Origin of the sequence: Mycoplana ramosa (genome assembly GCF_041930185.1) — a bacterium.
In the GTDB taxonomy this organism is placed as follows: Bacteria; Pseudomonadota; Alphaproteobacteria; order Rhizobiales; family Rhizobiaceae; genus Mycoplana; species Mycoplana ramosa.
The window spans coordinates 72,264-97,870 of sequence record NZ_JBHEEW010000016.1 but is presented as its reverse complement, the minus strand read 5'-3'; the positions used below and the strand labels follow the sequence as shown (position 1 = coordinate 97,870).

Genomic DNA, 25,607 nt, shown 5'->3' with positions numbered 1-25,607 from the left:
GGCCAGCCACGGCGCAACGCGGTGTCGGTTGGGCGCTCAGGCAACGGTGGAAAGCGTTCATAGATTCTGCCATTTCCATCATTTTCGGGGTTTCGCTCGGTGCGGCATTTGCCTATAAGCCGCTTCTAGCCTTTAAAGACCATGCCTTTCGCGCCCCGGCCGGTGACCCTCCCACCCTGGCCGGTTTTTCGCGCAGGTACAAGAACGGATAGAGCCATGCCCAAGCGCCAAGACATTAAATCGGTCCTCATCATCGGCGCGGGGCCGATCGTCATCGGGCAGGCCTGCGAGTTCGACTATTCCGGAACGCAAGCATGCAAGGCGCTGAAGGAAGAAGGCTACCGCGTCATCCTCGTCAACTCCAACCCGGCGACGATCATGACCGATCCGGGGCTGGCGGATGCCACCTACATCGAGCCGATCACCCCGGAAGTCGTCGCCAAGATCATCGCCAAGGAGCGCCCGGACGCACTTCTGCCGACCATGGGCGGCCAGACGGCGCTGAACACCGCCCTCTCCCTCAAGCGCATGGGCGTGCTCGAGCGCTACAACGTCGAGATGATCGGCGCCAAGCCGGAGGCGATCGACAAGGCCGAGGACCGGGCGCTGTTCCGCGAGGCCATGGCAAAGATCGGACTCGAGACACCGAAGTCGATGCTGGCCAACGCCACCGACATCAAGGACGCCGACCGCAAGAAGCATGAGGCCGAGCGGGCCAAGCTGAAAGCGGAACTTTCCGGCGACGCGCTCGACAAGGCGCTCGACGAGCTGGAGAACCAGTGGAACCTCGGCGAGACCGACCGCAAGCAGCGCTACATGAGCCATGCGATGGCGATCGCCGCCACCGCGCTCGACGAGATCGGCCTGCCCGCCATCATCCGCCCGTCCTTCACCCTCGGCGGCACCGGCGGCGGCATTGCCTACAACCGCTCCGAATTCTTCGACATCGTCTCGGGCGGCCTCGACGCCTCGCCGACGACGGAAGTGCTGATCGAAGAAAGCGTGCTCGGCTGGAAGGAGTATGAAATGGAGGTCGTCCGCGACAAGGCGGACAACTGCATCATCATCTGCTCGATCGAGAACATCGATCCGATGGGCGTCCACACGGGCGACTCGATCACCGTCGCGCCGGCGCTGACCCTGACGGACAAGGAATATCAGATCATGCGCAACGCCTCGATCGCGGTGCTGCGCGAGATCGGGGTCGAGACGGGCGGCTCGAACGTGCAGTTCGCCGTCAACCCGGCCAACGGCCGTCTCGTCGTGATCGAGATGAACCCGCGCGTCTCGCGTTCGTCTGCTCTGGCATCGAAGGCCACCGGCTTCCCGATCGCCAAGATCGCCGCCAAGCTCGCGATTGGCTACACGCTGGACGAACTGGAAAACGATATCACCGGCGGCGCGACGCCGGCCTCCTTCGAGCCGTCGATCGACTACGTCGTCACCAAGATCCCGCGCTTCGCCTTCGAAAAATTCCCCGGCGCCGAGCCGACGCTGACGACCGCGATGAAGTCGGTCGGCGAGGTCATGGCGATCGGCCGCACCTTCGCCGAAAGCCTGCAGAAGGCGCTGCGGGGCCTCGAGACCGGGCTGACCGGGCTCGACGAGATCGAGATCCCCGGCTACGAGGACGGCGACGGCAGGAACGCCGTGCGTGCCGCAATCTCCACCCCGACGCCTGACCGCCTGCGCATGGTCGCCCAGGCGCTGCGCATGGGCTTTACGCCGGAAGAGGTGCACGAGGGGTCGAAGATCGACCCGTGGTTCATCGCCCAGTTCAAGGCGATCGTCGACATGGAGGCGCGCATCCGCGAGCACGGCCTGCCGACCGATCCGCAGAACCTGCGCATGCTGAAGGCGATGGGCTTCTCCGACGCCCGCCTCGCCACGCTTTCCGGCAAGCGGCCGAAGGAAGTGGCCGAACTGCGCAACAGCCTCGACGTCCGCCCCGTCTTCAAGCGCATCGACACCTGCGCGGCCGAGTTCGCCTCGCCGACCGCCTACATGTACTCGACCTACGAAGAGCCCTTTGCCGGCCAGACGCGCTCGGAAGCCGGCATTTCCGATCGCAAGAAGGTCGTCATCCTCGGCGGCGGCCCGAACCGCATCGGCCAGGGCATCGAGTTCGACTATTGCTGCTGCCATGCCGCCTTCGCCCTCAAGGATGCCGGCTATGAAGCGATCATGGTCAACTGCAACCCGGAGACCGTCTCCACCGACTACGACACCTCCGATCGCCTCTATTTCGAGCCGCTGACCGCCGAGGACGTCATCGAAATCCTGAAAGCGGAGCAGACCAACGGCACGCTCGTCGGCGTCATCGTCCAGTTCGGCGGCCAGACGCCGCTGAAGCTCGCCGAAGCCCTGGAAAAGAACGGCATACCGATTCTCGGCACCGCGCCCGACATGATCGACCTTGCCGAGGACCGCGACCGCTTCCAGAAGCTGCTGCAGAAGCTTGACCTGACGCAACCGAACAACGGCATCGCCTATTCGGTCGAGCAGGCGCGCCTCGTCGCCGCCGAGATCGGCTTCCCGTTGGTCGTGCGCCCCTCCTACGTGCTCGGCGGCCGCGCCATGCAGATCATCCATTCGGAATCGATGCTGCAGACCTACCTGCTCGACACCGTCCCCGGCCTGGTGCCGGAAGACATCAAGCAGCGCTACCCGAACGACAAGACCGGCCAGATCAACACGCTGCTCGGCAAGAACCCGCTGCTGTTCGACAGCTACCTGACCAACGCCGTCGAGGTGGACGTCGATGCGCTCTGCGACGGCGAGGACGTGTTCGTCTCCGGTATCATGGAGCACATCGAGGAGGCCGGCATCCACTCCGGCGACTCGGCCTGCTCGCTGCCGGTCCGCACCCTGTCCGCCGAAATGGTCGAGGAGCTGGAGCGCCAGACGAGGGCGCTGGCCAAGGCACTCAATGTCGGCGGCCTGATGAACGTGCAGTACGCCATCAAGGACGGCACGATCTACGTGCTTGAAGTGAACCCGCGCGCCTCGCGTACCGTGCCCTTCGTCGCCAAGACCATCGGCGCGCCGATCGCCAAGATCGCCGCCCGCGTCATGGCCGGTGAGAAGCTGGACGTGGCGATCGCGGCTTATGGCGAGAAGCCCGATCCGCGCAAGTTGAAGCACATCGCGGTCAAGGAAGCCGTGTTCCCGTTTGCCCGCTTCCCCGGCGTCGACACCCTGCTCGGACCGGAAATGCGCTCGACCGGCGAGGTGATGGGGCTCGACACCAGCTTCCCGCTCGCCTTCGCCAAGTCGCAGCTCGGCGCCGGCGTCGACCTGCCGCGCGACGGCGCGGTGTTCGTCTCGGTGCGCGACGATGACAAGGAGCGGGTGCTGCCGGCGATCCGCATCCTCACCGAGATCGGCTTCAAGGTTCTGGCCACCTCCGGCACGGCGCGCTTCCTCGGCGAGAACGGCATCGTGGCTATCAAGGTCAACAAGGTGCAGGAGGGCCGTCCGCACATCGAGGACGCGATCCGCAACCGCCAGGTCCAGCTCGTCATCAACACGACGGACGGCACCAAGGCGATCTCGGACTCCAAGTCCTTGCGCCGCGCCGCGCTGATGCAAAAAGTGCCCTACTACACGACCATGGCCGGTGCCGAAGCCGCCGCCCAGGCGATCAAGGCGCTGAAGGAAGGCCAGCTCGAGGTGCATCCGCTGCAGAGCTATTTCTGAGCCGCCATAACCTCGGTGGCGGCGCCTGGATGTAGAAATGCCAGCAACGCCTTTCGTCGCCAAGGTTGTCGGGCCTGTGCCGCAAGTTTGCCGGCAAAAGCCTAAGCTCCGTCGGCCGACGGCTGCCGGAAGCTCCAGGCTGTTCTCTGCACGGGCTCCGGCTGCGCTAATTGATCTGGCTTTTGTTCGCCGGTTTCTGCTATAAGCGCCGTTCAAACAGTTCTGCGGGTTCCGGGGCTAATCCCCCGGAAACCGTTTTATTTTGCGTGCGTGCCTGCGATGGACGGGGCGCCGCGATTGGAAGGACAGGGTAAAATGGTCGAAAAGGTTCCGATGACGCAGGGCGGATTCGTCAAGCTGCAGGAAGAACTGCGCTGGCGGCAGCAGGAGGAGCGCCCGAGAATCATCGAGGCAATTTCCGAAGCGCGCGCCCATGGTGACCTATCCGAAAACGCCGAATACCATGCCGCCAAGGAGGCGCAGAGCCACAACGAGGGCCGGATCACGGAACTCGAGGATCTCGTCGCCCGTGCCGAGGTGATCGACCTGTCGAAGATGTCTGGCGACAAGGTCAAGTTCGGTGCCAAGGTGAAGATCGTCGACGAGGACACCGAGGAAGAGAAGACCTACCAGATCGTCGGCGACCAGGAGGCTGACGTGAAGGCCGGCCGCATTTCGATCTCCTCGCCGATCGCGCGCGCGCTCATCGGCAAGGAAGTTGGCGATTCGATCGAGGTCAACGCGCCGGGCGGCTCCAAGGCCTACGAAATCCTCGCCGTCACCTGGGGCTGATCCGCCACAGATGACTGCATCTCCGGACATGGACGCCGCACGCGTCGACATCGCCGATGTCGATGTCATCGCGCCGAACTTCAAGCGGCGCCTGTCCGGCGTAACCTCGACGATCATCCAACTGATACCAACGCAGCGGGCACTCGGCCAGCGCGTTGCGGCGCTTGGTCCAGGACTGCCGGCGGACCTGCCGCATATCCGTTTCCGTGACCTCTTCTCGCTCTGGCGGCCGCCTGTGGGCCAAACGCATCGCGTCTGGCATGCGCGGCGCAACACCGAGATGCTGCCCGGGATCATCCTGCGCGACGTGCTGCGCATGCCGTTGAAGCTGCTCTTCACCTCGGCCGCCCAGCGCCGCCACAGCCGCTACACCAAGTTCCTGATTCGCCGGATGGACGCGGTGATCGCGACGAACGCGCGCTCGGGCTCCTTCCTCGAGGTTCCGCACACGGTGATCCGGCACGGCGTCGACCTTGAGCGCTTTCGCCCGCCAGCAGGGCCGGAGGACACGATCGCGGCGACGGGTCTGCCCGGAAAATATCTCGTCGGCTGCTTCGGCCGGGTGCGCCACCAGAAGGGCACCGACCTCTTCGTCCGCGCGATGATCGAGCTGCTGCCGCGCTTTCCCGACTGGACGGCCGTGATTTCCGGCCGCATCACCCCGGAACACAAAGCCTTCGGCGACGGATTGAAGGCCGAGATCGCAGCCGCCGGCCTCTCCGGCCGCGTCGTCTTTCTCGGCGAGGTGGACGACATCCGGCCGTGGTACCGGCGTCTGACGCTCTACGTCGCGCCCTCGCGCAACGAGGGCTTCGGCCTGACGCCGCTGGAGGCGATGGCCTCACAGACGGCGGTCGTGACCTCCGACGCTGGCGCCTACAGCGAAATGACGATCGAGGGCGAAACCGGCTCGGTGGTGCCGGCCGGCGACGGGGCGGCGCTGACCGCGGCGATCAAGCGCTATATGGCCGATCCGGAGCAAACCCTCGCGGCGGGTCGCAAGGCGCTCGACCACGTGCGGGCGGCCTTTGCACTTGAGAGAGAGGCGCTTGCGATCGGGCAAGTCTATCGGGGACTGCTCGGCAATGAAGCTGCGCTGCAATAGGGCGTCCGCAGGATCTTATGCCCCCTGTCGAACGACCCGCAGCCGAACGCTTTGCGGCTCGATGCCGAGGTCAATACCCTCCCGCTGTATCAGGTCTATCACGGCACGGTCTTCGACCGTGTCGGCCTCGATGTTCTTGACCGCGGACATGACGCGATTGCGGTAACGCTGATGCGAGGCGGTCGATGCCGCACCGCGGCTCAATTTCGCTTCAAGCTCGGCTTCCGACCGCGTGTAATAGTGATTGAGCTGCAGATTTTGCGCTGAATAGAACCCAGCGCCCTTGCGCCCATTCCGACTTGCCAAATGGCCGACATCATTGGCGCTGAACTCCCCATGCTTGCGCGTCTTGAACTGGTGAATACTGACCTCCACCACCTCGCACGGATCCACGATGCATTTGAAGTTGCTCGCGTTCTTCTTCCGGCTCATCGGATCGCGCGCGCGCCTCGTGTAGTTCATCAGCACGCCGCCCTCAGGCGGGGTCTTGTGCCCACTGGTTCCGAACATGTGCCATGGCAGCGAAATGTTCGGGAACTCATCGAGCCCCGCAATCGCTTCCTCAACCGTCTTCCCGTTCTTCGGCACCAGAAACTCGTCTGTGTCGATGAAGGCGATGCGCTTGTAGTCGTAGCCGAAGTTGTAAATGGCATGTGTGAAGGCGATGGCCTGGCTGTTGACCGTCGCCTTGCTCTCGGCATCGATCATTCGTCCGCGCCACGGGACGATAGTGACGTACTTGGGCGGGAGCGTTTCGGCGATAACCTCGCGCGTCCCATCGGTCGAACCGTCGTCATAGAGCACGAAATGCCGGATGCCGACCGCATGATGGTAGCGAAGCCATTCGGCAACGTAATTGGCCTCGTTCTTGATCATAGTCGCAATCATAATGCCGCTGCGCTCGGCCGCCGGTTCCGGCGGGGTGATCTCGAGATACTTGGTTAGTGGCAGTCGTTTGCGGAAGAGACCCATTCATATTCTCCTAGGGCAATACGCCCCGTACCTAGCGGTGTTGCCCCCTAGGGGCAACCTCGACGGACGTCGGAAGTAGTGCGAAATCCCCTGATCCAGCCTACTGGTGCCGGGAAAAGCGGGCATCGTAGGGATAGCCGCATTTCAGCAACGCAGAAACAGGGGAATGGCACACGGCTGAGATGCCTTTTTCATCGCAATAGCGTTTGGCCAGCGCAAAATGCGCGAGTATTCGCTCTTCCGCCCGGGCAATGCCGCTTCGCGCCATGTGGCCGTCTGTTTCGTAGAAGCGCGGCAGATTCGCATTAGAAATGTCGATTCCAACAAGGCCGATCCGACACGGCCGGCAGTGGATCGCAAACTGCACTGCAGAAACGGCAACGGATCCACCCTGAAACACACCGAGATCCGGCTCCGTCGAGAGCCCTGCGGCACTCCCGTCGGTATAGGCAAAAGGCAGGGCGGCCGCTTCAGCAAACGAACGCTTGCGCGCGCCGTAAGGCTTCCGAAGGTCATCGATGAGAATAACCCTGCGATTGGCCACCCACGCTGCATCGACCTCGCACAGCGCCCTCAGGACGCCAACAGAGAAAAGGCATAGCCCGTCGCCCCGGACATTCTCCCGCATGAGTTGATGATGGCGCCAGACAAAGCGCTCGTCCTCCACTGCAATTGCAAGCGGTTCTACTCCCTCCCCCGCCAAACCGATCGCGCCATTGAGGAGGATGGCCTGTCTTGGTTCAAGCGAGGTGAGATCGATGCCGCGCACAGATGGACCGGAACCGACGATGCAGATATCCGAACCAGCGGACGCGGTCAGCGCGCCGGACCCTTGCAGGGCGGCAATGCGCTTTCCCCGATAGCAGATCAGCCGATCCGGCGCCCCCGGAGCGCCGACTATGGATAGCCCGGGAAACCAATTGTGAGCATGGGAGTGGTCCCCGCCAAACAGTTGGAAGGCGGTCTTGATGATGGATCTTGCCAATGGACGCTCGGATGCAATTTTCACAGCGTCGGTCCTCGCGAAGATGGCATCGATTGCAAAGATCGAAATGTCACACCTCAACCAACCCCAATTTCTTCACCTGGCGGATCGTCAGCATCGTGCGCACCGTATCGACGTGTTCGTTGGCCGTCAGCACCTCGATGACGAAATCCTGGAAGCGGGTAAGGTTTTCCGCCACGCAGTGCAGCAGGAAATCGCTGTCACCGGAGACCATCCAGGCCTGGCGGACGAGCGGCCATTCGGCGGTGGCGGCGGCGAAGGCCTTGAGGTTGGCCTCGGACTGATGCTTCAGGCCGACCATGCAGAAGGCGACGAGGTCGAAGCCGAGCGCAGGCGCATTCAGCATCGCGTGGTAGCCCTCGATGATGCCGGCCTCTTCCAGCTTGCGCACCCGGCGCAGGCACGGCGGGGCGGAAATGCCGGCCTTTGCGGCCAGTTCCACGTTGGTCATGCGGCCGTCGGCCTGCAGTTCCTTCAGGATCTTGATGTCGATGGCGTCGAGTTCGGCGCGAAACACGGTGTTGCTTCCTTGATTGACTTGAGGGGCGCATTATCAGAAACGTCCGCGGAGCGTAAGATAATTGCATCGCCCTGAATAAAAATGTCGCGGCGGCGCCAAGCCTGTTGGCAAGTGCGGCCCTGCCCTTGAATATAAGCGGCCCGCACTCATAAATGAGCGTCAACGATCGACACAGTCCGCGCCGGCGCGCCCGCCGCCCGCCGGGCGCGCTACGCCAAGGAGAGCAGCCATGTCTGCCCGTCACGTCAAGGTTCTGATCATCGGCTCCGGCCCCGCCGGCTACACCGCCGCCATCTACACGGCGCGTGCGATGCTGGAACCCGTGCTGATCGCCGGCATGGAGCAGGGCGGCCAGCTGATGATCACGACCGACGTCGAGAACTATCCCGGCTATGCCGATCCGGTGCAGGGCCCCTGGATGATGGAGCAGATGCTCAAGCAGGCCCAGCACGTGGGCGCCGAGATCGTCAACGATCTCGTCACCGATGTCGACCTCGACGTGCGCCCCTTCCGCATCTCGACCGACAGCGGGACCGAATGGACTGCTGACACGCTGATCATCGCCACCGGCGCCAAGGCCAAGTGGCTCGGCATCGAGACTGAACACAAGTTCCAGGGTTTTGGCGTCTCCGCCTGCGCCACCTGCGATGGCTTCTTCTACCGCGGCAAGGACGTGATCGTCGTTGGCGGCGGCAATTCGGCCGTGGAAGAGGCCCTCTATCTCTCCAACCTCGCGAAGACCGTGACCGTCGTGCATCGCCGTGACGCGTTCCGCGCCGAAAAGATCCTGCAGGAGCGCCTGTTCGCCAAGCCGAACGTCAAGGTGATCTGGGATCACGAGGTGATCGAGTATCTCGGCGCCGAGGCGAAGCCGCCGATGCCGGCCTCGGTCAACGGCGTCCGGCTCCGCAACACCAGGACCGGCGCCGTCACCGACCTGGCGACCGACGGCGTCTTTGTCGCAATCGGCCATGCACCGGCCGTCGAGCTTTTCGTCGGCAAGCTGAAGCAGAAGCCGAGCGGCTATCTGTGGACGGCGCCGGACTCCACGGCAACCGACGTGCCCGGCGTGTTCGCCGCGGGCGATGTGACGGATGACGTCTATCGCCAGGCCGTGACGGCCGCCGGGATGGGCTGCATGGCGGCGCTCGAGGCGGAAAGATATCTGGCAGGTCATATGCCTGTCGCAATTGCGGCCGAGTAGAAGCCGCCAACAACGCGAGCGGGCTTCCGGCCCGCCATCGCGGGCGTGGGAACAGTTCATCAGCAACCGGGCGGGAAACCATGAGTTCCCCGCCCTAAGGACATATGGGGGAAAGACAGAATGGCGCTCGACTGGGACAAGCTGCGGATATTTCATGCCGCGGCCGAGGCCGGCTCATTCACGCATGCAGCCGACAAGCTGCACCTTTCGCAGTCCGCGATCAGCCGCCAGGTCAGCGCGCTGGAGCAGGACGTCGGCATCAAGCTCTTCCACCGCCACGCCCGCGGGCTGATCCTGACCGAGCAGGGCGAGATCCTCTATCGCACGGCGCATGAAGTGCTGATGAAGCTCGAAAGCGTGCGCGTGCAACTGACCGAGACGACCGAGAAACCGAGCGGCAAGCTGCGGATCACCACCACGGTCGGTCTCGGCCAGGGCTGGCTGACCGACAAGGTGCAGGAGTTCCTGGCGCTCTATCCGGACATGCAGGTGCAGCTCCTGCTCGACAACGAGGAGCTGGACGTCAACATGCGCCACGCCGACTGCGCGATCCGCCTGCGCGAACCGCAGCAATCGGACCTGATCCAGCGCAAGCTGTTCACGGTGCACATGCACGTCTATGCCGCGCCCTCCTACATCAACCGCTACGGCGAGCCGCAGTCGATCGACGATCTCGACCACCACAAGATCATCACCTTCGGCGAGCCGGCGCCGAACTATCTGCTCGATGTGAACTGGCTGCAGATCGCAGGCCGTGATTCCGACAATCCCCGGCCCTCGGTGCTGCAGATCAACAGTCTGACCTCGATCAAGCGTGCCTGCCTGCTCGGCATCGGCATCGCCATGCTGCCCGACTACATCGTCGGCCGCGATCCGGGGCTGCTGCAACTGGTCACGAATGCCGACGTTCCCTCCTTCGACACCTATTTCTGCTATCCACACGAAATGAAAAATGCGGCGAAGCTGAAGGTTTTCCGGGATTTCATCGTCTCCAAGGCACGCAACTGGAACTTCTGAATTCGCATTTCGCGCCGCTCCGCCGCCAGGAGTGCGCCTAATGCATGGCTGGCATGCACTTTAAATGATTGATGTCTGCTCAGAAAACCAGCATATCGCACGCAGCTGATGCACTTTGGTGGCTTTTCCTCCCAGTGCCACCGCAGCAGCTGTTCCCCTCTGGAGGTTTTTACCTTCATAACTATAAAGGGCCCAAGTTTATCTTGCGGCCCTCTTTTTTTTGCCTTGCTTATACTGCAGGTCCACGTTTCTCACTACTTTTCGCGATGCGGCATTTCGCTCCCTTGAAATGTCGATCCCCCTGCCCCATATCGCTCTCAGTCGACGCGCTTGGCGGTTTTCTCCTCCCAGTACCGCCGCGTCGGCTGTTCCCCTCTGGAGGTTTTTACCTTCACACCTATAGGGCCCAAGCTTCGCTTGTGGCCCTCTTTTTTTGTCCGGCTTGCTGCGGGACGATGACGGCGCTCGGTCGCGGCCTTGCGGCTCCGATTTGATAGCGCGCAAAGAGGGGTGGAGCCGATGCAGGCAGTATGCCTCCAGAAGGAGGAGTGCCATGACCAACGGTTCGATGCTGCACAACGTTCTGGAAATGATGGCCGCCCGCTGGAAGGGCTACCGCGACGGTGCGCGAGTGCATCGCAAGCTTGCCCAACTCGGCCCGCGGGAGAGCAATGCCATTGCCGCCGATTGCGGGCTGACATTCGATCAGTTGTGCGATGTGGTCGGACAAGGACCACGCGCCGCCGTCGAGCTCGAAAACGTGATGATGGCACTGGGCATCGACACCGAAGCCGTCCGGCACACGAACAGAACAGCGCTCAACGATATGACGCGCGTCTGTGCGGTGTGCTCCCACAAGGCGATCTGTCGGCAAAGCATCCGCAACGGAACGATTGCGACCGATCACGTCGCCTTCTGCAACAATTCCGACCGATTGGCGGACCTCCAGGGGGAATCCAGCGCGGTGCGGACACAATCAGGCGCATCAGCGGGCGTAGTGGCGCACTGATCTCTCGAACGGTGGCATCAAACTCCGGCGCGGCCGAACCGCTGGCCTGGGGACCAGCGCACCATACTCCTGTTGACATCCTCACGCGCTTGTGACTTTCCATATCGTCATTCATCGATATGAATATCGCTATATCGCGATGCGACGAAGCGAGACGACGATGGATGCCGACGAAATTCTCAAAGCCCTGGCCCACCCGACGCGCACGCAGATCCTGAACTGGCTCCGCGAGCCTGAACTGCATTTCAGCAGCCAGGAGCACCCCCTCGATATGGGCATCTGCGCCGGCCAGTTCGAACGCTGCGGCCTGTCGCAGTCGACCGTTTCGGCCCATCTCGCCGTCCTGCAGCGTGCTGGACTCGTCACCACCCGGCGGGTCGGCCAGTGGATCTTCTACAAACGAAACGAGGAAACCGTCGCGGCGTTCCTCAAGCACATCAACGACACCCTCTGAGCGCTTCTCCCAGGCGCTCCTTTCCACCAAACCGTAAAGGACCTCCCATGCCCAGTCTCCACGCGCCTACTGCAGTCGGCGACATCCAACTCGCCAACCGTATCGTCATGGCGCCGCTGACACGCAACCGCTCGCCGGATGCAGTGCCCAACACGCTGAACGTCGCCTACTACGAGCAGCGAGCCAGTGCCGGGCTTCTGATCACCGAAGGCACGGCAATCACCCAGCAGGGTCAGGGCTACGCCGACGTGCCGGGCCTCTACACGCCAGAGGCACTTGCCGGGTGGAAAGACCTGACGGACAGCGTCCATCGGGCCGGCGGCAAGATCGTCGTGCAGCTCTGGCATGTCGGCCGGGTCTCCCATACCAGCCTGCAACCAAATGGCGACCAGCCGGTCGGCCCCTCGGCCGTCGCAGCGAAAGCCAAGACCTACCTCCGCAACGAGGACTGCACCGGAGGCTTTGCGCCGACCTCCGAGCCGCGTGCCCTGGAAATCTCGGAGATCGCCGGGATCGTCGAGGACTACCGCAAGGCTGCACGGGCCGCGATCGACGTCGGTTTCGACGGCGTGGAGATCCATGCCGCCAACGGTTACTTGCTGGACCAGTTCCTGCGGTCCGGCAGCAATCATCGCACCGACGCCTATGGCGGCTCGATCGAGAACCGCGCGCGCTTCCTGTTCGAAGTCGTGAACGCGATCACCGGCGAGATCGGCGCCGGCCGCACGGCCATCCGCATCTCTCCCGTGACACCGGCAAACGATGCCTTTGATCCGGACCCCCAGCCGCTCTTCAACCATGTGGCTGCGGGCCTGCCGAACGACCTCGCCTATATCCACGTGATCGAGGGGGCCACCGGCGGCGCGCGCGATCACCAGCAGGGACCGGCAGCGTTCGACTATGCCGCGCTGAAGGCGGCCTATCGGGACAAGGGCGGCAAGGCCGCCTGGATGGTCAACAACGGCTACGATCGGGAACTGGCGGAAAAGGCCGTTGAGAGCGGCTATGCCGACCTCGTCGCCTTCGGCAAGCTCTTCATCGCCAACCCGGACCTCGTCGAGCGTTTGCGTGACCGTGCGCCGCTCAATACACCCGACAAGGCGACGTTCTACGGCGGCGGGGCAAAGGGCTATACCGATTATCCGGCACTGGATACCGCCGCTTGAGACCCACGGGGCGGATGCGTCGGACTGCCTCCGCCCCTTTCTGACACCAAGCCTGAGGACCGACTTTCGCCACTCGGTCTTCCACCTCCGGCCCAGTCGATGGTATCAAGTGGGATAACGTCTGAGCCTCGGGGGTCGAAGCGATGTCTGCGAAGGAGCGGCGGCGCAGAACTTCGTGCAGGAAAACCTTGTCGCCGCGGTGTGCGGTCTGGCTGACGGCGTTGCTCGCGGTGGCTCCAGTTGCTCCACGGCCCGCGGTCGGCCAGCCTGAATGGCGTGCACCGCCGCCTTGCCTCTATTCCACCGAGATGGCCAACGGAACGCGGCTCTGCGTGCGGCAGAAAACGTTCAATCGCGATATCTGCAAGGCCATCGAGGGCTTTGCGTCGGCCAATGCGCTGCCGCCGGAGTACTTCGCCCGGCTCATTTGGCGCGAGAGCCTGTTTCGCCCGAATGCCGTCAGTCCGAAGGGTGCGGAGGGCATCGCCCAGTTCATGCCGGGCACGGCCAAGTTGCGCGGGCTGAAGGACAGCTTTCATGCCCTGGACGCACTCGGCAAATCGGCGGAGTATCTGGCCGACCTGCGCGACCGGTTCGGCAATCTCGGCTTGGCAGCGGCCGCCTACAATGCCGGCGAAGGCGGGCTGTCAAACTTTCTCGCCAGCGGCAGCCTCCCCTTCGAGACGCGTGCCTACGTGATCGCGATCACCGCTCATACGGCCGAACAATGGAAGGACAGTCCGCCGGAGAAGCTCGATCTGGCACTCGACAAGAACAAGCCCTTCAACGAGGCCTGCATTGCACTGGCCGAAAGCCGGCAGATGAAAGAGATCATTTCCTCGACTGACGACGGGACCTGGGCGCCATGGGGCGTGCAGCTCGCCTCGCACTTCAACAAGCCGGCCGCCTATCGGCTGTTCATGATGGCGGTCGAGCGGCTGCCCTCGCCCTTGAATGCGGAAAAGCCATTTATCCAGCGCGAGCGCCTGCCCGGCTTCGGCACCCGGCCCCGTTACACCGCCCGCATCGGCCGGCAGACGCGGGAAGAGGCCGACGGCCTCTGCGACCGGATCCGCAAGGCCGGCGGTGCCTGCATCGTCTTCCGCAATTGATTTAGGCCAGCGCTACCGGGCTCAGCTGGCCCGCGCCTGTGCTGCCAGCGTGGCCGACAAGGCAAAAGCGGTGGTAAGATATCTTATCGCCTCGCAACTTTTCGACACCCCTCGCCGGCCGGGAGAAGTGGGCGTGACCAATAGCTGGATGCTTCGGACGCGCGACGTGTACGCTGTCCAATCATTGAAGACATGGAGGTGGCTCATGCCCCGTTTCCTTGCCGTTTACACCATGAAGCCCGAGGACCTCGCGTCTTTTCGAAGCCTGCCCAAAGCCGAGCAGGATGCTGTCGACACCATCGGCATCGGACAGTGGGCGGCGTGGGAGCAAAGAAACGCTGCGTCTATCCTTGATCGTGGCGGCATGGTGGGAAAGACGACGCGCATCACCAGGGATGGCGTCACCGAAGCGGTCAATCCATTCTGCGGCTACCTGGTGGTTGAGGCTGAAACCGCAGATGCCGCCGCAAGGCTTTTTCAGGACCACCCCCACATTACAGTCTTTCCCGGCGACGGCGTGGATATCATGCCCTTTTTAACATGATGTCATTGATGGAACCTCCCACGATAACGATCGGCGGGCGTCGGAGGTCTGCTTCAGGCCAAAAGCAGTCGCCGGCATGAGTTGTTAGCCGCCGTTGCCAATCGCTGCGTCAGCGTTATCTTGCCGAGGAAAGACGTTCGCCATTTGCTGATCGCAGGCACGGAAGCCGACCTTGACGAAACTCCGCCGCGCCAGACAGGAACACTTCCTTCTGCTCGCCCTGCTCGTAGCGATCGCCGCCTACGCGGCCGAGCACCACATCCTGGCGGCGGGACGCACCGTTGCCCTGATTGCCGCCTTCGCCCTCGTCGCGACGATCATCCTTGCCTCGACCAGGGTCGCCCACCACGCCGAGGTGCTGGCGGTCAAGGTCGGCGACCCTTACGGCACCATGATCCTGACGCTTTCGGCCGTCCTGGTCGAGGTTGTCGTGCTCGGGATCATGATGCAGTCCACGTCATCGCCGACGCTGGTGCGGGACACGATCTATGCCGCGGTGATGCTCGACATCAACGGCATCATCGGGCTCGCGGCGCTCCTGGGCGGGTTGCGCCACGGCGAGCAGCCCTACAACGACGATTCCAGTCGCACTTACGGCGTGATGATCCTGACGGCCATGGGAATCTCGATGATCGTGCCGGAGTTCGTGCCGCGCGAAAGCTGGAAGTTCTATTCCGCCTTCACCATCGGCGCGATGGTCGCGCTCTACACGCTCTTCCTGCGCCTGCAGGTCGGCCGACACAGCTATTTCTTCAGCTATGCCTATCCACGCGCCGATCAGAGCAGGCCGTTGGACAAGCATCCCCAGGCCGATGAGCCCGCCCTGCCCTCGATCCTCATCATCCTCGCCGGCGTCGTCATCATCGGCGCGCTTGCCGAGGTGATGGCGGCCACGTTCAACAGCGGCCTTGAAGGCAGCGGCGCGCCGCCCGCGCTGATGGCCGTCATCGTCGCCGCGATCTCGGCCGCCCCGGAAATCCTGACCGCAATGCGCGCAGCGCTCGCCAACCGGATGCAGTCGGTCGTCAACATCGCCATGGGCGCCTCGCTCTCGACCGTCATCCTGACCGTACCGGTGATGGAGGCGATCGCGCTCTACACCGGCCAGCCCTTCATCATGGCGATGACGCCGGTGCAGAGCGTCATGGCTGCCGTCACCCTTGTTGTCGCAGCGATCAACCTCAACGACGGCATGACCAACGCGATCGAGGGCATGACCCACTTCATCCTCTTCGCCACCTTCGTCATGCTGACGGTGATTGGGCTTTAGCAGCAACATTTCAAAGGCTTGCAAGCAGGCGCTGAATCGCAGCGGGAGACACTTGAATCGAATTGGCAGGGCGAAAGCCACCCCTCGCCGTCGCCCCTGCCGGCCCGCACTCCGCCATCAAAAAACCCGCCATCGCTGGCGGGTTTTGCAGGGCTTCGCCGAGGTCGTCCGTGTTACTTGCAGGCGGCGCAGAAGCGCTGGATGCGCTTGCAGGCTTCCTCGAGCAGGGCCTCCGACGTCGCGTAGGAGATGCGGAAGTTCGGGCCGAGGCCGAAGGCCGAGCCATGGACGACGGCGACGCCTTCGGCTTCGAGCAGCTCGGAGACGAAATCCTCGTCGGTCCCGATCACCTTGCCCGACGGCGCCGTCTTGCCGATCAGGCCCTTGCAGGACGGATAGACGTAGAAGGCACCCTCCGGCGAGGGGCACTCGATGCCCTTGGCCTGGTTGAGCATGGAAACGACGAGGTCGCGGCGGGCCTCGAAGATCTTCTTGTTTACCGGGATGAAGTCCTGCGGACCGTTCAGCGCCTCGACGGCGGCCCACTGGGCGATCGAGCAGGCGCCGGAGGTCTGCTGGCCCTGGATCATGTCCATCGCCTTGATCAGGCTCAGCGGGCCGGCGGCATAGCCGATGCGCCAACCGGTCATGGCATAGGCCTTGGAGACGCCGTTCATCGTCAGCGTGCGATCGTAGAGCTTCGGCTCGACCTCGACCGGGGTGGCGAACTTGAAGTCGCCATAGGTCAGGTGCTCGTACATGTCGTCCGTCAGGATCCAGACGTGCGGATGCTTCAGGAGCACGTCCGTCAGCGCCTTCAGTTCGTCATGCGTATAGGCCGCGCCCGAAGGGTTCGACGGCGAATTGAAGACGAACCACTTCGTCTTCGGCGTGATCGCCCGGTCGAGGTCTTCCGGCCTCAGCTTGAACCTGTTTTCCTGGGTGGTGGCGACGAACACCGGCGTACCGCCGCACAGCGACACCATCTCCGGATAGGAGACCCAGTAAGGCGTTGGGATAACGACTTCATCGCCCGCATTCATGGTCGCCATGAAGGCGTTGAAAAGAATCTGCTTTCCACCGGTGCCGACGATCGTCTGTGCCGGGGTGTAGTCGAGGTTGTTCTCACGCTTGAACTTCCTGGCGATGGCCTCCCGCAGCTCGGGGATTCCGGAGACGGGGGTATACTTCGTCTCCCCGCGGTTGATCGCCTCGATCGCCGCCTGCTTGATGTTGTCGGGCGTATCGAAATCCGGCTCGCCGGCTCCAAGGCCGATCACATCGCGACCCTTGGCTTTCAGATCGCGCGCTTTCTGCGAAACGGCGATGGTGGCGGAAGGCTTCACACGGGAAAGGGCATCGGCAAGAAAGGCCATGGTCGGTTGTCCGTTTTCGGGTTCAAAGACAGCGTGAGGCCATGGGCGCCTGTCGAAGGGTCCATAGCGGTTAGGTCTATGGCCAAACTAGCCTGGCCTTGCAAGGCTCGGCGGCGAAAAAACCCGCACCCCATCCCGCCCGGGACGTCCGGCGGAAGAATTGCATCGGCGGAATCGACGGCAGGATCGTCTTGTGCACGACCATTACCTCAAAGCGCCGCGGGCGACGGCAACTCCGCAAACATCCGGCATTTGAGCCGAAATCTTTAAGACAGATTAACAAGTCCGGCATTATCGTGAGGAAGCGCTCCGGCTGGCCGGGGCGTACCGGATGACCGCAGATGACAGAACCCAGCATTTTCTCCAACCTCACCAGGGACACCCACGGAAACGTTTCCGCTCTGCATGGGCCGTATCTTCTCCAGTCGGCACTCCAGCCGATTGTGCGCGAGACAAGCGAGGGCGTGCTCGAGCTCGAGGCAATCGAAGGCTTGGTTCGTGCAAGCCGCGACGGCGTGCAGATCCCACCTTGCGAACTCTTCTCGCTGATCGACGAGGATGATCGACCGGTGGTGGACAGCCTCTGCCGCAGCCTCCACATTCTCAACGCCGGCCTTCTGGGGCGGAGAGACATGACGCTGCTGGTAAATTCACAGCCCGGCCTGTTCACGTCTCCTCATGCGATCCGCCAGGAAATCGACCGGATGCGACTTGCCGCCCACGAGGCGGGAATGGCGCCGTCGCGGATCGCCTTCGAGATCCGCGAGCGCCCCGGTGACGACCTCGAGGCATTGGCGCCCTTTGCCAGGCAATTGCACGAGGCGGGCTTCCTCGTGGCGATCGACGCGTATTCGGCAACGGACCACGATTTGATCCGGCTGTCGCGGCTGCGGCCGGACTTCCTGAAGTTCGATCCAATCTGGATGCAACGGTTCACCGGCAATGCCGCCGGCATCGCGCTGATGCGGGTGATCGTCGCGCAACTCGAACGCGAGGGGATCCACCCGATCGTACCGAGCGTCGAGGCGGCCGCACAGGTGGATCGCTGCCGGGAAATGGGAATGCCGCTGATGCAAGGCTACCTGCTGGGCCGGCCACAGATCGTGCCGACGTCGCTCAATCTCGACTTCCCGAAGGCTGGCGACACCGCCCGATCCGCCACCCCCATTTCTCGCCTCGCAACGCCAGCAAGCCGAGCGCCGCGGACCGCTCCGCGGTTTGGGCGCCGCTTCGCCTGAGGAGGAGCGCTCCGCCGCGTCGCCCGAGTGTGGCCGCCTGGACGGGTCAAACCGGACCGTCCATTCACGAACTTCGGCGTATGGTGCGGCCTTCTGCAACCGCCATTTTTTGACCACAACAACTGTCGGGAAGTGCCGCATTTCAGTCCCCCTGCGGCCGATTTGAGGGTGCCTTCTGCGCTCGCAACCGGGCGGCCGGGCGCCAAGCTCGGCGGACGCGAGAGCCAGGGGACCGGAGACATGTTCATCGACGACGAAAAGCCGGCAAGGAACGACAGGAGAAGGGAAGGCCGAGCGGTCTTCTACATCACCGTGACGGCGCTTGCGGCCTGCGTGCTGATGCTGTTTGGCCTGATGAACGTTGCCCAGGCCGACCTCATTGACGACGATGGCCTGGTCATCCAAGGAGAGATCGGCGACACGCACGTTCTGCTCGCCGTGAGTCTGGATCATGCTGCTCAGCCTCAAAAGGCCAACACGGCGCTTGAGAACAAGGGCACCATCGACCCGACAACGACAGCAAGCACAGCCCCCAAAGCAGACGCCGCATCGACGATCGACCACCGAATGACGGTCGCGCTCTTCCTTGCAGGCTTTATCGTCCTGGCCGGTATCGGCCGGTTGATGAATCGCGGCACCCGACACACGCCGCCGCCCCCCTGGCGCAGTGAAGCCTGAGGCCGATCCGTGAAAGTTGGCCGTACGGCGCAGCCATCTTGAAAATGCAGGTCGCCCGTCGCAGTTATACGACATGGGCGAAGTGATGCGATTGACCGGCAAATGGATGAGGAAGGCTTTGCGATGTGCCGCTCGGCTGGCTGCCACCACGCTCATCCTGCTTGCATTGCCACTTGGCCCCGCAGCGGCTGAGCCGCAGGAATTTACCAGCAAGAAGGCGAACTTGCTGGTGGAAACGCTGGCCACCGGTCTCGACCATCCCTGGTCCGTCGAGGTGCTTGCGGAAGGCGCCTATATCGTGAGCGAACGGCCGGGCGCCTTGCGCATCATCCGCGACGGCAAGGTGTCGGCGCCGATCCAAGGCCTCCCGCGCGTCTTCGCCCGCGGCCAGGGCGGGTTGCTCGACCTGGCGCTTTCGCCCAACTTCGCCACAGACCGCACCTTGTTCCTGACCTACAGCGCCCCCGGCCGCGGCGGCGGGGGAACGGCCGTCACACGCGCGCGACTGTCGCCCGACGAAAAGAGCCTTGAGGATGTCACGCGCATCTTCACCATGAACCACTTCAGCCGGGCTGGGATGCATTTCGGATCCCGGATTGCCATTGCAGGCGACGGCAGCCTGTTCTTCGGCATCGGCGACCGCGGCGAGCGGGATCGCGCCCAGAATCCGCGCGACCACGCCGGGTCGATCCTGCACATCAATGCCGATGGCGGCATTCCGGCCAGCAATCCCTTTGCCGGCCATAGCGGCGGACTGCCGGAGATCTGGTCGAAAGGGCACCGCAACCCCCAAGGCATCGACATCGACCCGAAGGACGGCCGGCTTGTTACCGTCGAACACGGCGCGCGCGGCGGCGACGAAGTCAATTACCCGTTGCCGGGCAAGAACTACGGCTGGCCGGTCATTACCTACGGCAAGGATTATTCCGGGGCGGAGATCGGCGAAGGAACGGCCAAGGACGGCTACGAGCAACCGGCCTACTACTGGGATCCCTCGATCGCGCCCGGGGCCATCGCGGTCTATCGTGGCGCGATGTTCCCGGAATGGGACGGCAATCTTCTGGTTGCCGCCCTCAAATACCAGATGCTTGTCCGGCTGGAGCGCGACGAGGCGGGCGCCATCGTCGGAGAGGAGCGGATGCTCGACGGCAGTTTCGGCAGGCTGCGCGACGTCAAGGTCGCACCCGACGGGGCGGTGTTGATGCTGACGGACGGGGACAACGGACAACTGCTTCGCATTTATCGCGCGCCCTCCTCTCAGTAGCGCACGCGCCTCCCACCGGCGTAACGGGCCGCCTCCGCAGCGGCGTGCTCGGGACTTGCCCGCGGTTTGGCCGTCTGCTAACGGAACGCCACTGCGTTCCTCGTACACACCAAGTATAGCCAGCAACAAGCACGTCCTCCCGCACCCCACTCCATTCGAAACTCAGGACCATCATGTCGCGCGTCCAGGCGAACCTCCTCCTTTTGATTGCTGGTGCCATCTGGGGTGCGGGGTTCATCGCGCAGTCGACGGCGATGGAAACGCTGGGGCCGATATGGTTCATCGGTTTGCGGTTCGCGATTGCAACGCTTGTCGCCCTGCCCTTCGCCCTGGTTGAGAAGAAGCGCGCCGTGGCGCCGGTGCGGTCGGGGGATCGCATGGGATTCCTGTTCACCGGGCTTGCGCTTTTCCTGGCTGCCATCTCGCAGCAGGTGGGGCTTCTCACCACCTCGGTGACCAATTCCGGCTTTCTCACCGGCCTGTACGTGGTGTTCACCCCGATCCTGACCGTATTCGTCCTGCGCAAGCGGCCGCATTGGATCATCTGGCCGACCGCGGCCATGTCGACCGCAGGCATCTTTCTCCTGAGCGGCGGCGCGTTCTCGGCCCTGACGACGGGCGATTTGCTGACGATCCTGTGTGCGCTTCTGTGGTCCGTCCAGATGATCAGCGTCGGCGCCTTCGCCGGCCGCTCGGGGCGGCCGATGGCCCTGTCCGTCGTGCAGTTTGCGGTCTGTGCGCTGCTTGGCTGCACGGTGGCCGCCCTACTGGAGCCGATCAGCCTCTCTGCGGTGAAGGGAGCCCTGCCGGAAATCCTCTATGCCGGTTTCTTCTCGAGCGGACTTGCGTTCATCTGCCAGAACGTCGCGCAGCGTTACACCACTGCGCCGCAGGCTGCCATCTTCCTCTCGAGCGAAGCACTGTTTGCCGCTCTCTTCGGGGTGCTCCTGCTGGGCGAGAGCATCAGCCCCGCCGGCTATGCCGGATGTGCCATCATCTTCGTGGCGATGCTCGCGACGGAGCTCGTTCCCGAACTGCTGAAGGACAAGGAACGCGCCGCCGCTGCGGCATAGTCCGGCGCAATACTGAACATGCGAATGAAATAGACCGGCTCTATGCTGTTTCGCACGCAACCGGTGGCGGAACCTAATCAATATAGTTCGCAAGAAACGCCGGAGACTATACCGGAATGGCTGCGGCCTTTTTGTGCAACGGCCTGAAATTTGGTCGAATTGAGACCGCATATCAGAAGATTGAAACTTTTGCTTGCCAATTCCGAATAAACACAGCACTCTTTCGCTGTTCGGGCAATTTGCGAACACGGGAAGACCTTGAATAATAGCGCGCCGGAGACGCGACAAAAATTCCGGGCGGCCATGCTGATGAGTTCCATTGGACCACCAGTTGGCGCTGCGGTGAAAACAGGACCCTTTCCTCACATCGAAACTGCCTGCCTCACGCCCCTTGGGGCATACTGGAAATGCTGCCCGCCGCCAAACTTATCGGGCAGAGAGAAAAGGACCTGACGCATGGCCGAGACTGGCACTGTAAAATTCTTCAACACCGAAAAGGGCTTTGGCTTCATCAAGCCTGACAACGGTGGCGCCGATATCTTCGTACACATTTCTGCCGTGCAGGCTTCCGGCCTGAACGGCCTCGCCGAAAACCAGAAGGTGAGCTACGAAACGGAACCCGATCGCCGCGGCAAGGGCCCGAAGGCGGTCAACCTGCAGATCTCCGGCTGAGGGATCTTCAGTTCCGATGTTCTTCAGGCCCGGCATTTTTGCCGGGCTCTTTTTGTTCAGCAGGCATTCATCCGGTCCCGGATAAACTCCGTACCATTGAACGGTTCGGCCTTGCCGACCAAAATCGGGACCACACGATGAACAAGTTCTTCAAGACGGTAGTGCTTGCCGCAGGAATAGCCGCAGCCACGCTGACCAGCGCCGGCCTGGCCGAGGCGCGCGACCGCCACCATCACCACAACAACAACGACGCAGCATGGGCGGCCGGCGCCGCAGGCCTCGTCACCGGCGTGATCGTCGGCAGCGCGATCGCCAATTCCGGCCCGACCTACTACGATGACGGCTACTACGCACCGCGCCGCGTCTATGTGGAGCCGGAATACCGACCGGTGCGCCGCGTCTATCGCGCTCGTCCGGTCTACGTGGGCGCCTACGAGCCCTGGACCCCGGGCTGGTATCGCTACTGCGAGGATACCTACCGGTCCTTCAACCCGCGCACCGGCACCTTCCGGGGCTATGACGGTCTGGAGCACTTCTGCGTCGCCGGTTGAGGCGAACAGCCCACCTGCACGAGCATCAAAGGCGGATGGGATCCATCCGCCTTTTTGCATGTTCGAGCCAAAAACGCGTGTCCATCAAATCCCGCGCAGGAAGGGGTTCGTCAGGCGCTCCTCGCCGATCTTGCCACCCGGCCCGTGGCCGCAGATGAAGCCGACGTCATCACCCAAGGGCAGAACCTTGTCGCGGATCGAATCGAGCAGGACCCGCTCGCTGCCCCCGGGAAGGTCGGTGCGGCCGACCGATCCGCGGAACAGCACATCGCCAAGATGGGCGAACCTTTGGGCACGGTTGAAATAGATCACATGGCCCGGCGCATGACCCGGGGTGTGGTAAACCTCGAACTCGTGCTCGCCGAAGGCGACGCGGTCGCCGTCCTCCAGCCAGCGGTCGGGCACGACGTTCTGCACTTTCATGGCGACGCCGAATTTCTCGGCCTGGGTCTCGAGGCGCTGCAACAGCGGCAAGTCGTCCTTATGCGGGCCGATGATCTCCAGGCCGAGCGCGTCCTTCAGTTCCTTCGCCCCGCCGGCGTGATCGATATGGCCATGGGTGAGCCAGATTGCCTTCAGCGTAATGCCATTCTGCTTGACGACGTCGAGGATCGTCCCGACGTCGCCGCCCGGATCGACGATCACGCCCTCCTTCGTGTCCATGTCGAAAAGAATGGTGCAGTTCTGCTGGAAGGGGGTTACGGGAATGATGCCCGCCTGAAGCATACCCATGGGGTCCTCGCTAGGAAATGATCGTGGCCCCCATATAGAGGCTCGATCAACCTGATGCCATGTTTCCTCGCAGTTCCGCCAGAATACGTCAATCCAGACCGAAACAGCGCTAGCGCTGCGCGACCTCTTGAGTGCCGACCGCCCAACCGGCCTGCGCCGAAGGCGTCAGGGTGACGGTCGACAACAAGAGGGCTGCAACGGCGACGTTGGCGGCGACATAAGCGCAGACCACGGCGCGCAGGTCTGCGGCCAGGTGTGCCTCGGCAGGCTTCCGATCGTCCATCGTAGCGTCCTTTCCGCTCGTTGGCGTTGTCGATTGCAGGACCGCAACCTACAATGCCCGCACGCGCCATTCTGTTCCGCGGGGAACAGGGGCGAGAGCGGCGGACAATTCGCCGGACACGAAGCTCTTGTGCTGCGCCTAGACCGGGAGGGCGGTGGTCTCCTTCAGGGTATCCAGCACGATCGCCGTCTTCACATGGGCCACCGACTCGTGTGGCAGAAGCACGTCGTTGACGAAGGCCGAAAGCGCCTTCAGGTTCGGCACCACCACCTTGATGATGTAGTCCATTTCCCCGGTCAGCGAAAACGCCTCCAGCACCGCCGGCAGGTTCGTGATCAGCCGGGCGAAACGCTGGGCGTTGTCGCGATTGTGCGTGGCAAGCGTCACGGTGACGATGATGACGATGCCGAGGTCGAGCTTCTCGCGGTCGAGTTCGGCCCGGTAGGCGCGGATGATCCCCTCCTCCTCGAGCCGGGCACGGCGCCTCGAGCATTGCGACGGCGACAGGTTGATGCGCTCGGAAAGCTCGTTGTTCGTCAAGCGCGCGTCCTGCTGCAGAAGCGCCAGCAATTTACGGTCGAACGCGTCCAGCTGCACGAATTGCTCTCTTTAGTGACGATAAACGCAAGAATACGTCATCAAGGTGCGAATGGCCACGCACTTTGCAAACATCATGCAGCAGCTCCGGCGCATACTTGCATTCTGTCAAGACACGCGGAGGAGAACGCCATGGGACCTTTCCCGCATGATGCCCCACCGGCCGAGATCAACGCCGAAAATCCGGCCGGAACCGATGGTTTCGAGTTCGTGGAATTTGCCCATCCCGAGCCGGAGAAGCTCGAGGACCTGTTTGCCCGTATGGGCTACACGAAGGTCGCAAGGCACCGCACGAAAGACATTTCTCTCTGGCGTCAAGGCGACATCAATTACATCGTGAACGCGGAAAAGGCCTCGTTTGCCGAGCGCTTCGTCGAGAAGCACGGCCCATGCGCCCCGTCGATGGCCTGGCGGGTGGTCGACGCGCAGCACGCGCTGACGCACGCCGTCAGTATGGGCGCGGAAGCGTACACGGGCAGCGACAAGTGCATCGACGCACCGGCGATCGTCGGCATCGGCGGGTCGCTGCTCTACTTCATCGACCGCTACGGCGCGAAGGGTTCGGCCTATGACGACGAGTTCGAGTGGCTCGGCGAGCGCGACCCGAAACCGGCCGGCGTCGGCTTCTACTATCTCGACCACCTGACCCACAACGTCTTCCGCGGCAACATGGACAAGTGGTGGGCGTTCTACCGGGAACTCTTCAATTTCCGGCAGATCCATTTCTTCGACATTGCCGGCAAGATGAGCGGCCTCGTCTCCCGCGCCATCACCTCCCCGTGCGGCAAGATCCGCATTCCGCTGAACGAATCGACCGACGACAAGAGCCAGATCGAGGAATACCTGCGCAAGTACAACGGCGAAGGCATCCAGCACATCGCCGTCGGCACCGAGGCGATCTACGACGCCACCGACAAGCTGGCGGCGAACGGCCTGAAGTTCATGCCCGGGCCACCGGAGACCTATTACGAGAAATCGCACGAGCGCGTGCATGGCCACGAGGAGCCGATCGACCGGCTGAAACGGCACGGCATCCTGATCGACGGCGAGGGCGTGGTGGAGGGCGGCACGACGAAGATCCTGCTGCAGATCTTCTCCAAGACCGTGATCGGGCCGATCTTCTTCGAGTTCATCCAGCGCAAGGGCGACGAGGGTTTTGGCGAGGGCAACTTCAAGGCCCTGTTCGAATCGATCGAGGAAGACCAGATCCGCCGCGGGGTTTTCAACGACGCGGCCGAATAGAAACCATGCCTGGCTGCCCCCCGGCGGCCGA

The 25,607-nt window shown here is 63.0% G+C and carries 25 protein-coding genes; 18 read left to right on the top strand and 7 right to left on the bottom strand.

Translation table 11 applies throughout. From position 1 onward, the window contains the following. The first annotated feature begins 216 nt into the window (after positions 1 to 216). From carB to JNC62_RS18830, 3 genes are all read left to right on the top strand, one after another. The gene (gene carB / locus JNC62_RS18840; RefSeq protein WP_374840741.1) at positions 217 to 3,699 is read left to right on the top strand and encodes a carbamoyl-phosphate synthase large subunit; all 3,483 of its coding nucleotides are present in this window, start codon (positions 217 to 219) and stop codon (positions 3,697 to 3,699) included. 315 nt (positions 3,700 to 4,014) lie between these two features. After that, the gene (gene greA, locus JNC62_RS18835; protein ID WP_374840739.1) at positions 4,015 to 4,491 is read left to right on the top strand and encodes a transcription elongation factor GreA; all 477 of its coding nucleotides are present in this window, start codon (positions 4,015 to 4,017) and stop codon (positions 4,489 to 4,491) included. 10 nt (positions 4,492 to 4,501) lie between these two features. Beyond that, positions 4,502 to 5,596 (top strand): glycosyltransferase family 4 protein, encoded by a 1,095-nt coding sequence (locus JNC62_RS18830; RefSeq protein WP_374840737.1) that lies wholly within the window; start codon positions 4,502 to 4,504, stop codon positions 5,594 to 5,596. 15 nt (positions 5,597 to 5,611) lie between these two features. On the opposite strand, the gene JNC62_RS18825 is transcribed toward JNC62_RS18830, so the two are convergent. The 3 genes from JNC62_RS18825 to JNC62_RS18815 form a co-directional block, all read right to left on the bottom strand. Beyond that, entirely contained in the window at positions 5,612 to 6,568 is a 957-nt protein-coding gene (locus JNC62_RS18825; protein ID WP_374840735.1) for a glycosyltransferase family 92 protein, read from the bottom strand. Positions 6,569 to 6,668: 100 nt separating this feature from the next. Further along, positions 6,669 to 7,577 (bottom strand): glycosyl transferase, encoded by a 909-nt coding sequence (locus JNC62_RS18820; RefSeq protein WP_374840733.1) that lies wholly within the window; start codon positions 7,575 to 7,577, stop codon positions 6,669 to 6,671. A gap of 46 nt (positions 7,578 to 7,623) precedes the next feature. After that, a complete protein-coding gene (locus JNC62_RS18815) occupies positions 7,624 to 8,091 on the bottom strand; it encodes an Lrp/AsnC family transcriptional regulator (protein ID WP_108004002.1) in 468 nt (155 codons plus the stop codon). A 232-nt stretch (positions 8,092 to 8,323) separates the two neighbouring features. Here JNC62_RS18815 and trxB point away from each other — a divergent pair, with 232 nt between their 5' ends. The 8 genes from trxB (at position 8,324) to JNC62_RS18775 (ending at position 15,870) form a co-directional block, all read left to right on the top strand. After that, positions 8,324 to 9,298: a thioredoxin-disulfide reductase gene (gene trxB / locus JNC62_RS18810; RefSeq protein WP_374840731.1), complete on the top strand. Its 975-nt coding sequence runs from the start codon at positions 8,324 to 8,326 to the stop codon at positions 9,296 to 9,298. A gap of 120 nt (positions 9,299 to 9,418) precedes the next feature. Beyond that, entirely contained in the window at positions 9,419 to 10,315 is an 897-nt protein-coding gene (locus JNC62_RS18805; RefSeq protein WP_192246320.1) for a LysR family transcriptional regulator VtlR, read from the top strand. 553 nt (positions 10,316 to 10,868) lie between these two features. Then, positions 10,869 to 11,324, top strand: a complete 456-nt coding sequence (locus JNC62_RS18800) for a DUF6455 family protein (protein ID WP_374840729.1) — start codon at positions 10,869 to 10,871, stop codon at positions 11,322 to 11,324. A 160-nt stretch (positions 11,325 to 11,484) separates the two neighbouring features. After that, positions 11,485 to 11,778 carry an ArsR/SmtB family transcription factor gene (locus tag JNC62_RS18795; RefSeq protein WP_374840727.1) on the top strand — a complete coding sequence of 98 codons (294 nt, stop codon included), beginning with the start codon at positions 11,485 to 11,487 and terminating at the stop codon, positions 11,776 to 11,778. A 47-nt stretch (positions 11,779 to 11,825) separates the two neighbouring features. Continuing rightward, positions 11,826 to 12,944, top strand: a complete 1,119-nt coding sequence (locus JNC62_RS18790) for an alkene reductase (protein ID WP_374840725.1) — start codon at positions 11,826 to 11,828, stop codon at positions 12,942 to 12,944. 143 nt (positions 12,945 to 13,087) lie between these two features. Beyond that, positions 13,088 to 14,056, top strand: a complete 969-nt coding sequence (locus tag JNC62_RS18785) for a lytic transglycosylase domain-containing protein (protein ID WP_374840723.1) — start codon at positions 13,088 to 13,090, stop codon at positions 14,054 to 14,056. A gap of 205 nt (positions 14,057 to 14,261) precedes the next feature. After that, complete coding sequence (locus JNC62_RS18780) at positions 14,262 to 14,600, top strand: hypothetical protein (RefSeq protein WP_374840721.1); 339 nt, start codon at positions 14,262 to 14,264, stop codon at positions 14,598 to 14,600. A gap of 172 nt (positions 14,601 to 14,772) precedes the next feature. Further along, positions 14,773 to 15,870, top strand: coding sequence for a calcium:cation antiporter (locus JNC62_RS18775; protein WP_374840719.1), 1,098 nt, complete (start codon positions 14,773 to 14,775; stop codon positions 15,868 to 15,870). Positions 15,871 to 16,043: 173 nt separating this feature from the next. On the opposite strand, the gene JNC62_RS18770 is transcribed toward JNC62_RS18775, so the two are convergent. Beyond that, positions 16,044 to 17,246 (bottom strand): pyridoxal phosphate-dependent aminotransferase, encoded by a 1,203-nt coding sequence (locus JNC62_RS18770; RefSeq protein WP_374840717.1) that lies wholly within the window; start codon positions 17,244 to 17,246, stop codon positions 16,044 to 16,046. Between the two features lie 341 nt (positions 17,247 to 17,587). Between JNC62_RS18770 and JNC62_RS18765 the strand changes: the two genes are divergently transcribed. The 6 genes from JNC62_RS18765 to JNC62_RS18740 all read left to right on the top strand — a co-directional run bounded on the left by JNC62_RS18765 (position 17,588) and on the right by JNC62_RS18740 (position 22,722). Beyond that, positions 17,588 to 18,484, top strand: a complete 897-nt coding sequence (locus JNC62_RS18765) for an EAL domain-containing protein (RefSeq protein WP_374840715.1) — start codon at positions 17,588 to 17,590, stop codon at positions 18,482 to 18,484. Between the two features lie 240 nt (positions 18,485 to 18,724). Further along, positions 18,725 to 19,162 (top strand): hypothetical protein, encoded by a 438-nt coding sequence (locus JNC62_RS18760; RefSeq protein ID WP_374840713.1) that lies wholly within the window; start codon positions 18,725 to 18,727, stop codon positions 19,160 to 19,162. 85 nt (positions 19,163 to 19,247) lie between these two features. Then, the gene (locus JNC62_RS18755) at positions 19,248 to 20,426 is read left to right on the top strand and encodes a PQQ-dependent sugar dehydrogenase (protein ID WP_374840804.1); all 1,179 of its coding nucleotides are present in this window, start codon (positions 19,248 to 19,250) and stop codon (positions 20,424 to 20,426) included. A gap of 173 nt (positions 20,427 to 20,599) precedes the next feature. Next, positions 20,600 to 21,499 carry a DMT family transporter gene (locus tag JNC62_RS18750; protein ID WP_374840712.1) on the top strand — a complete coding sequence of 300 codons (900 nt, stop codon included), beginning with the start codon at positions 20,600 to 20,602 and terminating at the stop codon, positions 21,497 to 21,499. A gap of 456 nt (positions 21,500 to 21,955) precedes the next feature. Beyond that, complete coding sequence (locus tag JNC62_RS18745) at positions 21,956 to 22,171, top strand: cold-shock protein (protein WP_374840710.1); 216 nt, start codon at positions 21,956 to 21,958, stop codon at positions 22,169 to 22,171. A gap of 137 nt (positions 22,172 to 22,308) precedes the next feature. Then, positions 22,309 to 22,722, top strand: a complete 414-nt coding sequence (locus tag JNC62_RS18740) for a BA14K family protein (RefSeq protein ID WP_374840709.1) — start codon at positions 22,309 to 22,311, stop codon at positions 22,720 to 22,722. Between the two features lie 84 nt (positions 22,723 to 22,806). Here the strand turns inward: JNC62_RS18740 and JNC62_RS18735 are convergent, their stop codons facing one another. The 3 genes from JNC62_RS18735 to JNC62_RS18725 form a co-directional block, all read right to left on the bottom strand. Then, positions 22,807 to 23,448 carry an MBL fold metallo-hydrolase gene (locus JNC62_RS18735; RefSeq protein WP_374840802.1) on the bottom strand — a complete coding sequence of 214 codons (642 nt, stop codon included), beginning with the start codon at positions 23,446 to 23,448 and terminating at the stop codon, positions 22,807 to 22,809. 115 nt (positions 23,449 to 23,563) lie between these two features. After that, positions 23,564 to 23,737: a hypothetical protein gene (locus JNC62_RS18730; protein ID WP_374840707.1), complete on the bottom strand. Its 174-nt coding sequence runs from the start codon at positions 23,735 to 23,737 to the stop codon at positions 23,564 to 23,566. Positions 23,738 to 23,875: 138 nt separating this feature from the next. Continuing rightward, positions 23,876 to 24,334, bottom strand: a complete 459-nt coding sequence (locus JNC62_RS18725) for an Lrp/AsnC family transcriptional regulator (protein WP_374840705.1) — start codon at positions 24,332 to 24,334, stop codon at positions 23,876 to 23,878. A gap of 132 nt (positions 24,335 to 24,466) precedes the next feature. Between JNC62_RS18725 and hppD the strand changes: the two genes are divergently transcribed. Next, on the top strand, positions 24,467 to 25,576 hold the full coding sequence (hppD, locus tag JNC62_RS18720; RefSeq protein WP_374840703.1) for a 4-hydroxyphenylpyruvate dioxygenase: 1,110 nt from the start codon (positions 24,467 to 24,469) through the stop codon (positions 25,574 to 25,576). Positions 25,577 to 25,607 lie beyond the last annotated feature (31 nt).

Coding starts and splice junctions, on each gene's coding strand:
- JNC62_RS18780 (WP_374840721.1), top strand. CDS start 14,262: ATGCCCCGTTTCCTTGCCGTTTACACCATGAAGCCCGAGGACCTCGCG.
- hppD (WP_374840703.1), top strand. CDS start 24,467: ATGGGACCTTTCCCGCATGATGCCCCACCGGCCGAGATCAACGCCGAA.
- JNC62_RS18755 (WP_374840804.1), top strand. CDS start 19,248: ATGCGATTGACCGGCAAATGGATGAGGAAGGCTTTGCGATGTGCCGCT.
- JNC62_RS18805 (WP_192246320.1), top strand. CDS start 9,419: ATGGCGCTCGACTGGGACAAGCTGCGGATATTTCATGCCGCGGCCGAG.
- JNC62_RS18745 (WP_374840710.1), top strand. CDS start 21,956: ATGGCCGAGACTGGCACTGTAAAATTCTTCAACACCGAAAAGGGCTTT.
- JNC62_RS18790 (WP_374840725.1), top strand. CDS start 11,826: ATGCCCAGTCTCCACGCGCCTACTGCAGTCGGCGACATCCAACTCGCC.
- JNC62_RS18825 (WP_374840735.1), bottom strand. CDS start 6,568: ATGGGTCTCTTCCGCAAACGACTGCCACTAACCAAGTATCTCGAGATC.
- JNC62_RS18760 (WP_374840713.1), top strand. CDS start 18,725: ATGTTCATCGACGACGAAAAGCCGGCAAGGAACGACAGGAGAAGGGAA.
- JNC62_RS18735 (WP_374840802.1), bottom strand. CDS start 23,448: ATGCTTCAGGCGGGCATCATTCCCGTAACCCCCTTCCAGCAGAACTGC.
- JNC62_RS18770 (WP_374840717.1), bottom strand. CDS start 17,246: ATGGCCTTTCTTGCCGATGCCCTTTCCCGTGTGAAGCCTTCCGCCACC.
- greA (WP_374840739.1), top strand. CDS start 4,015: ATGGTCGAAAAGGTTCCGATGACGCAGGGCGGATTCGTCAAGCTGCAG.
- trxB (WP_374840731.1), top strand. CDS start 8,324: ATGTCTGCCCGTCACGTCAAGGTTCTGATCATCGGCTCCGGCCCCGCC.
- JNC62_RS18730 (WP_374840707.1), bottom strand. CDS start 23,737: ATGGACGATCGGAAGCCTGCCGAGGCACACCTGGCCGCAGACCTGCGC.
- JNC62_RS18800 (WP_374840729.1), top strand. CDS start 10,869: ATGACCAACGGTTCGATGCTGCACAACGTTCTGGAAATGATGGCCGCC.
- JNC62_RS18830 (WP_374840737.1), top strand. CDS start 4,502: ATGACTGCATCTCCGGACATGGACGCCGCACGCGTCGACATCGCCGAT.
- carB (WP_374840741.1), top strand. CDS start 217: ATGCCCAAGCGCCAAGACATTAAATCGGTCCTCATCATCGGCGCGGGG.
- JNC62_RS18785 (WP_374840723.1), top strand. CDS start 13,088: ATGTCTGCGAAGGAGCGGCGGCGCAGAACTTCGTGCAGGAAAACCTTG.
- JNC62_RS18740 (WP_374840709.1), top strand. CDS start 22,309: ATGAACAAGTTCTTCAAGACGGTAGTGCTTGCCGCAGGAATAGCCGCA.
- JNC62_RS18750 (WP_374840712.1), top strand. CDS start 20,600: ATGTCGCGCGTCCAGGCGAACCTCCTCCTTTTGATTGCTGGTGCCATC.
- JNC62_RS18765 (WP_374840715.1), top strand. CDS start 17,588: ATGACAGAACCCAGCATTTTCTCCAACCTCACCAGGGACACCCACGGA.
- JNC62_RS18795 (WP_374840727.1), top strand. CDS start 11,485: ATGGATGCCGACGAAATTCTCAAAGCCCTGGCCCACCCGACGCGCACG.